The organism is Sphaerisporangium cinnabarinum, assembly GCF_055567015.1.
Genome location: NZ_JBVHRG010000001.1, coordinates 597,531 through 610,651 on the forward strand (window position 1 = coordinate 597,531; position 13,121 = coordinate 610,651).

Sequence of the window (13,121 nt, forward strand, 5' to 3'; positions counted from 1 at the left end):
GCAGGTCGAGCAGCGCGGCCCGCGGCCCCCGGGGACGGTGGGGGCCGCGGGCCGCCGTCTCACACCGACACGACGATCTTCACGTGGTCGTCCTTGTGGTCGATGAGCTCTCGGTACCCCTTCTCCACGACGTCCTCGACGGCGATGCGGCTCGTCACGAAGGGGGCGAGGTCCACCTTGCCCTCCTGCACGAGCCGGATCACGGCCGGGTGGTCGTCCGCGTACCCGATCGCGCCCTTGATGGTCAGCTCGCGGAGCAGGACCGTCATGACGTCGAGCGTCGGCGGCTCGGAGAACAGCGCCACGATCTGGAGCGTGCCGCCCGCCTTGAGCGCGCGGGTCAGCGTGTCGAGCACGGGCTGCGCGCCCGAGCACTCGATCGCGACGTCCGCGCCGCGACCGTCCGTGAGCTCGAGGACGCGGGCGGCGACGTCGACCTCGCGCGGGTCGAGCACGTCGTCGGCCACCCCGGTCTCGAGCGCCTTGGCCTTGCGCGCCCCGCTCACCTCGGTGACGATCGCGCGTGCCCCGATCGCGTGCAGCACCGCGCACGTGAGCAGGCCGATCGGCCCTGCGCCGCCGACGAGGACCGTGTCGCCCGCCTGCGCACCCGACAGCCGGACGCCGTGGTACGCGACGGCCAGCGGCTCGATGAGCGCCGCCTGGTCCAGCGGGACGTCGCCCACCGGGTGCACCCACCGCCGCTCGACGACGACGTGCTCGGCCAGCCCGCCGCCGCGGCCCGAGATGCCGATGAAGCCCATCTTCACGCACGCGTTGTAGAGGCCGTCGCGGCACGGCGGGCACTCGCCGCACACCATGAACGGCTCGACGACGACCGCGTCCCCGACCGCGAGGCCCTCGACGCCCTCGCCGAGCTCCTCGACCACGCCGGAGAACTCGTGCCCGAACACGACGGGCAGCGTCTCGCCCGACAGGGGGTGCGGCTGCGTCTCCGACGGCGCGGGCGGGAACGGGCCCTCGAGGTAGAGGTGCAGGTCCGAGCCGCAGATCCCCGTCCACGCGGGCCGGATCTTCACGGTCCCCGGCCGGGTCTCGGGCTCCGGGACGTCCTCGATCCGGAGGTCTTCCTTGCCGTGGTACCGCGCCGCCTTCATCGTGCTCACCTCGTCCGTCGTGCCGCGCGCACCGGTCGGTGCGCGGCGGCCGGTCCGGACGGGTCCTCGGTGCACCCTCGGCGACCCGTGATTCCCGACCGCACCTCCACGGTAGGCGGGCGCCCTCGCCCCGGGCTGCGCCGAAGGTCCCGCCGGACGGGGCCGGTCGTCGTCGACCGCGATACTGGGGCCCGTGACGCCGACCTCGACCCCGACCCTCGACCCGACCGCGCCCGGCGCCGGGCGCCGGCCCGCGCAGGGCGGAGCCGCCGCGTGACCGACCGGTGGACGTGGCCCGCGTACGTCGGCCTGCTCGGCGGCGCCCTGCTCTTCGCCGCCTTCCTCGTGCCCGCGCTCGCGTGGCAGTACCGGCGGTACGGACGCCTGAGCGGCCGGCGTCTCGCCGGTGCGGCGGCCGTCGCGGTCTACGGCGTCGCGCTCGTGGCGTACACGCTCCTGCCGCTCCCGAGCGGCGACCTCGCGCGGTGGTGCGCGCAGTACGGCGTCGCGGGCGCGGAGCTCGTGCCGTTCCACTCGCTCGCGGACGTCCGGCGGGAGACGGCCGGGCTCGGGCTCGGCGCGACCCTGCGCAGCACCGCCGTGCTCCAGGTGGTCTTCAACGTCGTCCTGTTCGTCCCCTGGGGTGTGCTCGTGCGGCGCTACCTCGGCCGCGGGGTGCTCGTCACGACGCTGTCCGGCCTGCTCGTGTCGCTCCTCGTCGAGACGACGCAGTACACCGGGATCTTCGGAGTCATCCCGTGCTCGTACCGCGTCGCCGACGTCGACGACGTGCTGACCAACACGCTCGGCGCGCTCCTCGGGGCGCTCGCGGCGCCCCTCCTGCTGCGCTGGATGCCGCGCGCGGGAGAGCTCGAGGCGCGCCGGGAGGAGGCCCGCCCGGTGACCGTGTGGCGGCGGTGGCTCGGGATGCTGCTCGACGCGCTGCTCGTCACGGCGCTGGGCGTCGTGCTGCAGGTCGCCTACCGCACGGTCCTGTACGCCCTCGGGCGGCCGCTGCCCGACGGCGCGGACTGGGCCCAGTGGATGCTCGGCACGCTCGTGCCGTTCGCGGTCGTGTTCGTGGTGCCGACGTTCCTGGGCGGCGGTGCCTCGTGGGGCCAGCGGACGGTGTGGCTCGCCCCGCGCTGGGCCGGTCGGCGCGGCACGACGGCGCAGCGCGTCGCGCGGGCGGCCGCGGGCGGCGCGCTGTGGGGAGCGCTCGGTCTGCTGAGCGACCTGCCGGCGGAGGTGCCGGCCGCGGTGGGGGTGGCCGCCTCGGTCGCGGCGCCGCTCGCGGCCCTGTTCGCGGTGGTGTCGGTCGTCGCGGTCCCGTTCACGCGGGGGCGCCGCGGGCTCTCGGGCGCGGTGAGCGGGGCGGAGCTCGTGGACGCGCGGGAGGTCCCGGTCAGCCCTCGGTGATCAGCCCGACGAGCAGCGCGACGGCGCCCCAGACGACGAGGCCGCCGCCGACCGCGATCGCGATGCCGCTCGCACCCGTCGACCCGGCGCGGCGCGCGCCGCGGACGGCCGTCGCGGCGATCGCGAGGCCGGACACGACGAGCACAGCCCCTGCCACGATCCAGAACATCGCCCATACCGTCGCATACGCCACCCCGTGCTGCATCGTGGACGACCGTCCAGGTCGGGCGTGTCGCACGGTGCGGACGCGTGCCCGGACCCACAGAACCGCGCCGTTCCGCGCCTCGTGAGCGGCCGTGCCCCGGATGCGCGCCCTCTGGGTGCTGCGCCCGGGCGCCCGAGACGTGAGACGGGTCGTGCCCAGGTCTGCGGCTGGCGGCCCGAGACGTGAGACGGGTTGCGCCCGGGTGTCGCCTGGCCGCACCGTGTGCGGGTGCCCCTCCCCACCGACGGCCCGCCCGTGCGCCGCATCCTCTTCCCCGGCCGCCACCACGTCGTCACGCGCTACCAGGTCGACTACCTCCGCGCGCTGCGCGCCGGGCTGGTGCACGACCTCGACGGGCGGCGCGTGCGCTGCGCCCCTGACGTGGAGGTCGTCTGGGTCGTGACGTCCGCCAACCACGCGGGCACGCGCCGCAACCCGCTGCCCGGGCACCGGCGCGAGGCGCTCGTCGAGAACGTCACGACCCGGGAGGGCCTCGCGTCCGTCGTCGTGCCCGTGCCCGACGTCGCGCCCGACGACCGCTTCGCCCACCTCGTCGTGACGAGCGTCGCGACCGCGACCGGCGTCGCGCCCGACCCCGCCGACACCGTCGTCGCGTGCTCGACGCCCGCGCTCGTCGACGCCTACCGCGCCCTCGGCTACCGGGTGGCGGGGGTCGAGCTCGACGCCGCCGAGCCGGGAGGCGACCTCCCCGCGCGGCCGTGGGACGTCGTCGAGCAGATCGCCGCGGGGGACGAGCGCTGGCGCGACGTCGCGCACCCCGCCGTGCCGGAGTTCTTCGCGCGCTACCGGTTCGTCGAGGACGTGCGGCGCATCTTCGCCGACCCGGTCGTGTCCGGCGACGGCGACCTCACGTCGACGCGCGACTACCGCACCTACGCCGCCGCGTTCGAGGACGCGTCGGCCCGCAAGTGGGCCCAGGTCGCCCCGCACGTGCGGCCCGGGCGGATCGTCGACATCGGGTGCGCGACGGGCGGGCTGCTGGAGCACGTGGCGCGTGAGCCGCGCCTGCACGAGTCGGACCTGTTCGGGGTCGACGTCGCGCGGCACCTCGTCGCGGAGGCCGAGCACAAGAAGGCGCAGGGCGTGTTCGCGAACCCGCACGTGTGGTTCGTGCAGGCCAACATTCTCGACCGGTCCGTGATGCCCGACGCCTCCGTCGACACGACCCTCACCGTCGCGCTCACGCACGAGGTGTCGTCGTACGGGGACGGCGTGCGCGACGTCGAGACGTTCGCGCGCCGCGTCCACGCGCACACGCGGCCCGGGGGTGTGTGGATCAACTCGGACGTGTGCGGCCCCGCGGAGCCGGACCGGGTCGTCGTGCTCACGCTGCGGACCGACGACGGCGTCGCCGCGACCGGCGACGGACCCGGCGGCGCGCGCACCGACCTCGACGACCTCGGGCGCGAGGACGTCGCGGCGTGGGTCGGGGAGCTCTCGACCGACGCCCGGCTCGTCCAGTTCGCGCACGACTTCCCCCGCCTCTCCGGGGCCGACTTCCGGCCCGAGCGCGTGCGCCCCGGGTCGTGGCGGCTCACGCTGCGCGAGGCGATGGAGTTCCTCACGCGCAAGGACTACGTCGACAACTGGCTGTCCGAGAGCCACGAGCGCTTCTGCGACCTCACCGGCCCGCGGTGGGCGGACCTCCTCACCGCCGCCGGGTTCGAGCTCGAGCCGGGGAGCGGGGCGTGGCGCAACGAGTGGGTCGTCGCGCACGCGTTCGCGCCCGTCGCCGCGCTGCACGACGCCACGACCGGCGAACCCGTCGACTGGCCCGACACCCACGTCCTCACCGTCGCCCGCCGCCCCGAGCTCGCCTGACCTGCCCGCACTGCCGGGGTAGGGCCCCGGTCTCACGGCGTGCGCGAGGTAGAGCCCTGGTCGCGCGAGGTGGAGCCCCGGTGGGTCGAGGTAGAGCACCAGCGGGCTGAGGTAGAGCCCAGGTCGTGACCTCGGCTCTCCCTCACCGGACGGGCTCTCCCTCGGGAGGGCGTGGCGGCGTGGTCGTAGGCTCGGAGCGTGCTCCTCGACGCCCGCACGCTGCGCGGCCTCCAGGACGGGACGGTGACGCTGGCGTTCCGCCGCTGGACGACGCCGCGCGTGCGCGTCGGGACGCTCCAGCGCACGCGCGTCGGCGTCGTCGAGGTGACGTCGGTCGAGCGCGTGCCCGTCGGTCCGGACGGCAAGCCCGCCGTGTCCGACGACGAGGCGCGGCTCGCGGGGATGGCCTCGCCCGAGCGCGTGCTGGCGCGGGGCGCCGGGCGCGAGGGCGACCTCTACCGCGTGGGCCTGCGGCTCGCCGGCCCGGACCCGCGCGTCGCGCTGCGTGGGGACGCGGACCTCGACGCGGACGCCGTCGAGCACATCCACGCCGCGCTGGCGCGGAAGGACCGGGCCGCCGCGGAGCCGTGGACCCGCCGGTACCTCGAGCTGATCGGTGCGCACGAGGGCGTCGTCGCGCGCGAGCTCGCCGCCGGGCTCGGGACGGCCCGCGACGACTTCAAGGTGCGCGTGCGCCGGCTCAAGGAGCTCGGCCTCACCGAGAGCCTCGACGTCGGGTACCGCCTCTCGCCGCGCGGGAGTGCCTACCTCGCCGCGACGGAGGGCGACGACCCTTCCTCGTGAAATCAGGGCTCCGCCGCGCACGACCTGGCCTCTACCTCGCGAGACCAGACCTCTACCTCTCGTGACCAGGCCTCTACCTCGCGTGACCTGGGCTCTACCTCGGCGAGGTAGAGCCCAGGTCGTGCCTGACGGCGAGGCGTCAGCGCCTGAGGGCTTCCTGTGGCGTCGTCGTGTCCGCGATCTGCGAGCCGTCGCCGATCGCCGGGAGGCCGTCGATGCTCGTGGTGTTCTTCGTGACGCGGTAGGCCTCGAGCTGTTCCGGGGTCTTGCGGTCGGCCCAGCGGTCGAGCAGGTCCCGGTCCTCGACGAGCGCCATGCGGGGCACGGAGAACCCGCACGAGTCGGAGACCCGCGTCACGTCGACGACCACGACGCCGCGCTGGCCCGCCGTCTCGCGCTTGGGGAAGCGGGAGCGCAGCGCGTCGAACTCCGGGCTGCCGGCCTCGACGTACCGACCGGTCCCGTGGAAGCGGACGATGTTCGGCGGGCCGTCGAACGCGCAGAACATCACGACGATCCGACCGTTCTCGCGCAGGTGCGCGGGCGTCTCCGCGCCCGAGCCGGTGTAGTCCAGGTAGGCGACGCGGTGCGGCCCGAGCACGGCGAACGTCCCGGCCATGCCCTTGGGCGCGACGTTCACGTGACCGTCCGCCGCGAGGGGGGCGGTGCCGACGAAGAACACCGGCTGCGCGAGGACGAACGCCGCCAGCCGGTCGGTGATCTCTGCGTGCACGGTGGCCATGAGGGGAGTCTGGCACCGGTGTGGGAGGGCGTCGATAGCGTCCGGTGGATGAGCACGAGGACGGCACCGGACCACGACCCGAAGGCGACGCTGCTGCGGTACCTGAGCCGGGAGCGCGACGCGCTGCTCGCCACGGCGGAGGGGCTGAGCGAGTACGACGTCCGCCGTCCGCTCACGCGCACCGGCACGAACGTCCTGGGCCTGGTGAAGCACGTGGGCAGCGTGCAGCTCGGCTACCTGCACGAGGCGTTCGGCGGCACGCACGACCTCGACATGCCCTGGTTCGCCGACGACGCCGAGGTGAACGCCGACATGTGGGCCACGGCCGACGAGAGCCGGGAGGAGATCCTGGAGCTCTTCCGCCGGTCGTCGGAGCTGTGCGACGCGACCGTGGCGTCGCTCGACCTCGACGCGCCCGGGCACGTCCCGTGGTGGCGCCCGGCGAACCGCGACGTCACGCTCCACCAGGTGCTCGTGCACGTGCTCGCGGAGGTGGCGCACCACGCCGGGCACGCGGACATCGTGCGCGAGCTCGTCGACGGTGCGGCGGGGAACGGCCCGAGCAGCCTGCCCGCGCTGGACGACGACGCGTGGGTCGCCTACCGCGCGCGGGTCGAGTCCGCGGCGGTCGAGGCCTCCCGCCGCGCGGGGGAGCGACCCTGAGCGGCGCTCGCCACCACGGTCGGGGTCAGGCGCGCTCGAGCAGGACCGCGACCTCGTAGTGCGACGTCTGCGGGAACATGTCGAGCACGCGCGCCTCGCGCGGCCGGAGCGACGGCATGAGGGCCAGGTCGCGCGCGAGCGTCGTCGCGTTGCAGCTCGAGTAGACGACGTGCCCGACGCCGGACCGCTCCAGCCAGGTGCTGAGCGTCTCCCCGATGCCGCGCCGTGGCGGGTTCACGACGACGAGGTCCGGCACGTCCTGCCGTGAGAGGGCGAACGCGGTCGCGTCCTCGGCGAGGAAGGTCGTGCGGTCGAGCCCGGCGTCGCGCGCGGTGAGCCGCGCGCTCGCGACGGCCTCCGCGCTCGTCTCGACGCCGACGACGTCGCGACCGGGCCCCGCGACGTGCAGCGCGAACCCGCCGACGCCGCAGTAGAGGTCCCAGACCGAGGCGGGTGCGGCGTCGTCCACCCAGGCCCGGCCCTGGCGGTAGAGGGCCGCGGCGACGTCGGTGTTGGTCTGGAAGAAGCTCTGCGGGCGCAGGTGGAGGTCGATCCCGTTGACGTGCATGCGCAGCGTCTCGGCCTCGGTGAGGACGATCTCGGTCTCGCCCTCGACGACGGCCTTGTGCTCGGGGTGCAGGTTCACGGACACGACGCGCAGCGACGGGAGAGCGTCGAGCAGGGACGGCAGGTGCTTGCGGACCCGCGGCACGGACTCGGTGGACCGCAGGACGAACCGCGCCATGAGGTCGCCGTCGGGGGAGAGGGTGACGAGAACGTACTTGAGCTCGCCGCGCCGGGAGCGGACGTCGTAGGGGACGAGCCGCGCGCGCGTCACGAACTCCGCGAACGCGGGGAACGACGCCTGGAGCGCGGGCGGGTAGAGGGGGCAGTCGGTGAGGTCGACGCCGCCGCCCTCCGCGAGGATCCCGAGCACCGGGGCGTCGGTGGTGCCGGTGACGACCATCTTCGCCTTGTTGCGGAAGCCGGACTCCGCCGACCCGACCGTCGGCAGCCAGGCGAGGTCCGGGGCGAGCGGGGCGAGGAGCTCGGCGCAGTGCTCCTGCTTGCCGGTGACCTGCGTGGGGTAGGCGAGGTCGAGGAGGGTGCACGACCGGCACCGGCCGGCGTCGTAGTGGTGGCACTGCACTCGTTCGAGTCTACGGGCGACCCAGGTCCGTCCCGAGGCGCGCGGACGCGCCCGGACCGCGGCGGCGTCCCGCGCGGACGTGGCGCGAGGTGCGCCGCAGAAATCTGAGGGAGCGCTCCCTGGCGTCGTGAGCCGTCGTCCGTTACCGTCGTGGCAGCGCTTCCACACCTCCTGTGGCAACGCTGTCGCCGGGACGGTCCGGCGACCGGTTTCGACGGAGCAACCGAACAGGAGCAGATCCCGTATGCCTCACGACAGGAAGAACAGCAGCAGACGAGCGTGGGCCGCGCTGTGCGCCGTGGTCCTCGCGGTGAGCGGGGCGCTGGTCGGCGTGGCGGCGCCCGCGAGCGCGGTCCCCGCGACCATCCCGCTGACGATCACCAACGACTCGGGCAGGGGGCCGATCTACCTGTACGTCCTCGGCGAGCGCGACGGCGTCGCCGGCTGGGCGGACGCGGGCGGCACGTTCCACCCGTGGCCCGGCGGGGTCGGGCCCGTGCCCGTCCCGGCGCCCGACGCGTCGATCGCCGGCCCCGGCCCCGGCCAGTCCGTGACGATCCGGCTCCCGAAGCTGTCCGGGCGCGTCTACTACTCCTACGGCCAGAAGATGTCGTTCCAGATCGTGCTCGACGGGCGGCTCGTCCAGCCCGCCGTCCAGAACGACTCCGACCCCAACCGGAACATCCTCTTCAACTGGACCGAGTACACGCTCAACGACGGCGGCCTGTGGATCAACAGCACGCAGGTGGACCACTGGTCCGCGCCGTACCAGGTGGGCGTCCAGCGCGCCGACGGGCAGGTCCTCAGCACGGGCATGCTCAAGCCGAACGGCTACGAGGCGTTCTACACGGCCCTCGAGAGCGCGGGGTGGGGCGGGCTCGTGCAGCGCGCGCCCGACGGGAGCCGCCTGCGCGCGCTCAACCCGTCGCACGGGATCGACGTCGGGAAGATCTCGTCGGCCTCGATCGACTCCTACGTCACCGAGGTGTGGAACTCGTACCGCACGCGCGACATGGTCGTCACGCCGTTCTCCCACGAGCCCGGCACGCAGTTCCGCGGCCGGGTCGACGGCGACTGGTTCCGCTTCAGGAACGGGTCCGGACAGGAGGTCGCCGCGTTCAAGAAGCCCGACGCGTCGAGCGTGTACGGGTGCCACAAGGACCTCCAGGCGCCCAACGACCACGTGGTCGGGCCGATCGCCCGCACCCTGTGCGCGGCGCTCGTCCGCACCACGGCGCTGACGAACCCGAACCAGCCCGACGCGAGCAACGCCGGCTTCTACCAGGACGCCCGCACCAACGTCTACGCGAAGCTCGCGCACCAGCAGATGGCGAACGGCAAGGCGTACGCATTCGCGTTCGACGACGTCGGCGCGCACGAGTCGCTCGTCCACGACGGCAACCCTCAGGCCGCGTACATCAAGCTCGACCCGTTCACCGGCACGGCGACACCCATCGGGAACGGCGGCAGCACCGAGCAGCCGGGCACCCCCGGCGGTCTGCCCACCGGGACGGGCGCGCTCCGCATCGGGAGCACCCTGTGCCTCGACGTCCCGTGGGCCGACCCGACCGACACCAACCAGGTCCAGCTCGCCACCTGCAGCGGCAACGCGGCGCAGCAGTGGACGCGCGGCACCGACGGGACGGTGCGCGCCCTCGGCAAGTGCCTCGACGTCGCGCGCAGCGGGACGGCCGACGGCACCGCCGTGTGGATCTACACGTGCAACGGCACGGGCGCGCAGAAGTGGACGTACGACTCCGCGACCAGGGCGCTGCGCAACCCGCAGTCCGGCAAGTGCCTCGACGCCCAGGGCGGCGCACCGCTGCGTGACGGCCAGAAGGTCCAGCTCTGGACCTGCAACCAGACCGACGCCCAGCGCTGGACGCTCTGACCGCGTTCGTCGCCCGAGCGGCACCGCACCCCGGTGCCCGACGACGCCCGCTCCCGGGACGTCGTCGGGCACCGGCGTGCGGGCCGGGGACGGCCGTGCCGGGCGCGCCGGGTGTCAGGCCGGCCGGGTCGCCTTGCCGTCGAGCCACAACGTGTCCGAGTCGTCGCGGTGCGAGCCGTCCGACCCCACGTGCTTCGACGAGATCTGCGGACCCTTCGTGATGACGTGGACCATCGCCATGCCGTGCCCGCGGCCGAGGCCGTAGTCGTCCCGGAGCCACTCGAGGATCGGGGTCGCCTTCGTCGTCTCGTCGAACCCGCGCTCGTGCGCGAGGTCGACCAGCTGGCGCGGGGTCAGACCGGTCTTGTCCTCGACCGCGTCGAGATAGGCCTGGAAGGACATGCGAGCTCCTCGTCGTCGGGGCAGGTCGATCGACCCGCCGCGAACCTACCGACGACCGCCCACACCCGGACTCATCGGTCGGGGCGCACGCTCCCGCGGGGCGGCCGGTGCGCCCGCTCGCCCGAGCGCAGCACGTCCATCACCGCGTTCTCCACCAGGACCGGCACGAAGTCGCGCACGTGCGCGGCCTGGTACCGGCCCAGCTCCGCGAGCACCTGCTCGCGGACGTCGTCCACCGGAACGTCCGGGAAGCGCGTGCTGACCCGCTCCACCACGACGTCGATCTCGCGGTCCTCGTCCTCGATCGCCATGGTCCGACGGTCCGGCCGCACCCCTCCCGCGCGCAACCAACAGGGGATGAACAGGCGGCGGCCAGCCGCCGATCCGCCAGGGGCCGACGGCAGGGCGCGGCCCCGGGAGAGCCGGACGGGACGGGGTGCGGGTCGGAGGTTCGCGTGTCAGGGTGGCCGCTCCGCTCCTTCAAGCCGCTGGAGGTACCCCCGCGTGGACGACCAGACCCTGATCGACGTCCCCCTCGACGACGCCGACCTCATCACGTCGATGCCGCCCGAGGAGTACCAGCCCGTGGAGGAGTGGGTGCTCTCCACGACGGAGGAGCTCTCCGCTCTGCGCGCCGGCCTCGTCGCGCGGCTCGAGCACGAGGGCGTCGCGTCGACCGGTCGGCTCTCGTCCACGCCGGACAAGCTCGTCCTCATCGCCTCGGAGCTCGCGACCAACGCGCTGCGCCACGGCCTGCCCCCGACGATCGTGCGCCTCGCCCGCAGCGGTGACCGGTTCCTCCTCGAGGTCGCCGACCACGACGTGTCCACCGAGCCCGTCTACGCCGGGCGCCGCATCCCCGGCGCGGGCGGCGTCGGCCTGCACATGGCCCGCCAGCTCTCGCTCGACGTCGGCTGGTACCGGACCGACGACGTCAAGACCGTCTGGGCGACGTTCACGGCCTGAGCGTCCGCGGATGAGCGAGGTGCTGACGCGTCCCCGGCGGGAGGTGGGCCCCGTGGGGTTCGAACCCACAACCTACGGATTAAAAGTCCGCAGCTCTGCCGATTGAGCTAGAGGCCCTCGACGCCGGTGGCGTCCACGCACAGGCTACCCGCGCCCCGCCGTCGGCAGTCGCGACCGAGATCGGCAGTCCCGACCCGGATCGGCACCTCCGGCTGCCGATCCCGGCACGAGCTGCCGATCCCCGCAGAACCTGCCGACCCGTCGTCGACCCCCGCGGGCGCGCACCCTATGCGGCGCTCCGCGACGTGTCACCCGCGGTCTTGCTCCGTGAGAAATGTGGTGAGAACCGGGCGTCTCGCTTGCGACGACCGCGAGTTCTTGTTTCGGTGGAGAAGACCGAGGAGCCCGCGGGAGGGTGCACCGACGGCAGGTCACGCCGGCCAGGCGTGGGCCGCACGGACGTGTCCCGCAGGTTCCGCCCGGCGACGAGAGGAGCTCTCGTGCTTACCCTGACCGACAACGCCCGTACCGCTGTCCACGACCTGCAGACCCAGGCCGGCGTCCCCGAGGGAGGCGGTCTGCGGATCGCCGAGTCCGCGGACCAGGCGGGCAGCTTCGAGCTCGCGCTCGTCCCCGCCCCGCAGCCCGACGACACGGTCGTGGAGAACGGCGAGGCGAAGGTGTTCGTGGAGTCCGCCACGGCCCCGACCCTCGCGAACCTCACGCTCGACACGGACCCGAACGCGCAGGGACCGGCGTTCGTCCTGACGCCGCAGGGCTGACGGGACGTTCCCGGCGCTCGCGCCGGACCATCTCGACGACGCGTCCTCCTCCTCCAGGCGCGTCCTCGGTCCCACGACGGGCCGCTCGCTCCGGCGGGCGGCCCGTCGTCGTGTGTCGACCGGTGTGCGAGGGCCGCTCGACCGGGGTGCGACCGGGGTGCGAGGGTCAGGCGGCCGGGCCGACGATCCACGACCCGCCGAGCACGGCGGCGCCGACCGTCACGACGAGGAACACCCCGACCCAGAACAGGCCGGGCAGGCGGGTGAGGCGCGCGAGGATGTCGGCGTCGGAGGTGCCCGCCCGGCCGCGCGACCGCTCGGACTGCAGCTCCAGCACCGGCCGCACGGCGCCCAGCAGCAGGAACCACGTCACGGCGTACGCGACGGCGCTCTGCACGGGCGGCGTCGCCCACCACGACACGCCGACGAGCGCGGCGCCGGTGACGAGCACGGACCAGAGCCCGAACCAGTTGCGGATCTGCAGCAGCATGAGGGCGAGCAGCACGACGAGCAGCCACAGCAGCCCGACGGCGTACCCCTGGCGGAGCAGCGCGGCCGCCCCCAGACCGATGAGGCCGGGGCCGACGTACCCCATGAACGCGGTGAGGACCATGCCGAACCCGCGCGGGCGCCCGGACGACACGGTGAGCCCCGACGTGTCGGAGTGCAGGCGGATGCCCGCGAGCCGACGGCCGGTCAGCAGGGCTGCGATCGCGTGCGACGCCTCGTGCGCGATGGTCACGACGTGCCGGGCCACGCGCCACACGGGCGTGACGAGCACGACGACGAGCGCGAGGGCACCCATCGCGACGACCACGGCGGCCGCCGGGGGAGGGACGGGCGTCGTCGCGGCCTCCCACACCTGCCCGACGACGTCCCCCACGGACGCGGCGACGTCACCGCCCGCGGTGGAGGCGTGGTCGAGCGATCCTGTGACCAGGTCTCGGGGGAGGCCGGGCAGGGCGGTGAGGGCGTTCGCCAGGGCGTGCACGCGCGACATTCCACCACAGGGCCCTGTGCCCGAGGGTGCCGAGACGCACCTCACCCGGCCGCCCGTCGTCGGGCATGAGACACTGGACGTTCGAGGGCAGCGCGATCCCGCGCGCCCGGCGTCGTGGAGATCCCCCCGGATTGCGT

Annotated in this window: 14 protein-coding genes and 1 tRNA gene; 7 read left to right on the plus strand and 8 right to left on the minus strand. The window is 74.2% G+C overall.

The window, feature by feature from the left end; all coding sequences use genetic code 11:
* Window positions 1–59: 59 nt before the first annotated feature.
* Window positions 60–1,118 (minus strand): 2,3-butanediol dehydrogenase, encoded by a 1,059-nt coding sequence (locus ACZ4MO_RS02675; protein WP_021483082.1) that lies wholly within the window; start codon window positions 1,116–1,118, stop codon window positions 60–62.
* A 273-nt stretch (window positions 1,119–1,391) separates the two neighbouring features.
* On the opposite strand from ACZ4MO_RS02675, the gene ACZ4MO_RS02680 reads away from it, so the two are divergent.
* On the plus strand, window positions 1,392–2,537 hold the full coding sequence (locus tag ACZ4MO_RS02680; protein ID WP_175007576.1) for a VanZ family protein: 1,146 nt from the start codon (window positions 1,392–1,394) through the stop codon (window positions 2,535–2,537).
* On the opposite strand, the gene ACZ4MO_RS02685 is transcribed toward ACZ4MO_RS02680, so the two are convergent.
* Window positions 2,524–2,706: a hypothetical protein gene (locus tag ACZ4MO_RS02685; protein WP_074805561.1), complete on the minus strand. Its 183-nt coding sequence runs from the start codon at window positions 2,704–2,706 to the stop codon at window positions 2,524–2,526. The genes ACZ4MO_RS02680 and ACZ4MO_RS02685 overlap by 14 nt on opposite strands.
* 264 nt (window positions 2,707–2,970) lie before the next feature.
* Here ACZ4MO_RS02685 and ACZ4MO_RS02690 point away from each other — a divergent pair, with 264 nt between their 5' ends.
* Both ACZ4MO_RS02690 and ACZ4MO_RS02695 read left to right on the plus strand, forming a co-directional pair.
* A complete protein-coding gene (locus ACZ4MO_RS02690) occupies window positions 2,971–4,584 on the plus strand; it encodes a methyltransferase domain-containing protein (protein WP_222592332.1) in 1,614 nt (537 codons plus the stop codon).
* Between the two features lie 198 nt (window positions 4,585–4,782).
* Window positions 4,783–5,388 carry an ASCH domain-containing protein gene (locus tag ACZ4MO_RS02695; RefSeq protein WP_175007577.1) on the plus strand — a complete coding sequence of 202 codons (606 nt, stop codon included), beginning with the start codon at window positions 4,783–4,785 and terminating at the stop codon, window positions 5,386–5,388.
* A 139-nt stretch (window positions 5,389–5,527) separates the two neighbouring features.
* Here ACZ4MO_RS02695 and ACZ4MO_RS02700 read toward each other — a convergent pair whose 3' ends face one another.
* Window positions 5,528–6,130, minus strand: a complete 603-nt coding sequence (locus ACZ4MO_RS02700) for a pyridoxamine 5'-phosphate oxidase family protein (protein WP_175007578.1) — start codon at window positions 6,128–6,130, stop codon at window positions 5,528–5,530.
* A 48-nt stretch (window positions 6,131–6,178) separates the two neighbouring features.
* Between ACZ4MO_RS02700 and ACZ4MO_RS02705 the strand changes: the two genes are divergently transcribed.
* A complete protein-coding gene (locus tag ACZ4MO_RS02705; RefSeq protein WP_175007579.1) occupies window positions 6,179–6,793 on the plus strand; it encodes a DinB family protein in 615 nt (204 codons plus the stop codon).
* Window positions 6,794–6,818: 25 nt separating this feature from the next.
* Here ACZ4MO_RS02705 and rlmC read toward each other — a convergent pair whose 3' ends face one another.
* On the minus strand, window positions 6,819–7,943 hold the full coding sequence (gene rlmC, locus ACZ4MO_RS02710; protein ID WP_175007580.1) for a 23S rRNA (uracil(747)-C(5))-methyltransferase RlmC: 1,125 nt from the start codon (window positions 7,941–7,943) through the stop codon (window positions 6,819–6,821).
* 244 nt (window positions 7,944–8,187) lie between these two features.
* On the opposite strand from rlmC, the gene ACZ4MO_RS02715 reads away from it, so the two are divergent.
* Window positions 8,188–9,834: a glucan endo-1,3-beta-glucosidase gene (locus tag ACZ4MO_RS02715; protein ID WP_175007581.1), complete on the plus strand. Its 1,647-nt coding sequence runs from the start codon at window positions 8,188–8,190 to the stop codon at window positions 9,832–9,834.
* Window positions 9,835–9,948: 114 nt separating this feature from the next.
* Here ACZ4MO_RS02715 and ACZ4MO_RS02720 read toward each other — a convergent pair whose 3' ends face one another.
* Both ACZ4MO_RS02720 and ACZ4MO_RS02725 read right to left on the minus strand, forming a co-directional pair.
* Window positions 9,949–10,236: a DUF4287 domain-containing protein gene (locus ACZ4MO_RS02720; RefSeq protein ID WP_034651273.1), complete on the minus strand. Its 288-nt coding sequence runs from the start codon at window positions 10,234–10,236 to the stop codon at window positions 9,949–9,951.
* Between the two features lie 71 nt (window positions 10,237–10,307).
* Window positions 10,308–10,547, minus strand: coding sequence for a three-helix bundle dimerization domain-containing protein (locus tag ACZ4MO_RS02725; protein WP_043655044.1), 240 nt, complete (start codon window positions 10,545–10,547; stop codon window positions 10,308–10,310).
* A gap of 193 nt (window positions 10,548–10,740) precedes the next feature.
* On the opposite strand from ACZ4MO_RS02725, the gene ACZ4MO_RS02730 reads away from it, so the two are divergent.
* A complete protein-coding gene (locus ACZ4MO_RS02730) occupies window positions 10,741–11,202 on the plus strand; it encodes an ATP-binding protein (RefSeq protein ID WP_209828309.1) in 462 nt (153 codons plus the stop codon).
* Between the two features lie 44 nt (window positions 11,203–11,246).
* Here ACZ4MO_RS02730 and ACZ4MO_RS02735 read toward each other — a convergent pair.
* Window positions 11,247–11,319: transfer RNA gene (locus tag ACZ4MO_RS02735), tRNA-Lys, on the minus strand.
* A 383-nt stretch (window positions 11,320–11,702) separates the two neighbouring features.
* Between ACZ4MO_RS02735 and ACZ4MO_RS02740 the strand changes: the two genes are divergently transcribed.
* On the plus strand, window positions 11,703–11,984 hold the full coding sequence (locus ACZ4MO_RS02740) for a HesB/IscA family protein (RefSeq protein ID WP_021479822.1): 282 nt from the start codon (window positions 11,703–11,705) through the stop codon (window positions 11,982–11,984).
* 166 nt (window positions 11,985–12,150) lie between these two features.
* On the opposite strand, the gene ACZ4MO_RS02745 is transcribed toward ACZ4MO_RS02740, so the two are convergent.
* Entirely contained in the window at window positions 12,151–12,975 is an 825-nt protein-coding gene (locus tag ACZ4MO_RS02745; protein ID WP_499278586.1) for a M50 family metallopeptidase, read from the minus strand.
* Window positions 12,976–13,121 lie beyond the last annotated feature (146 nt).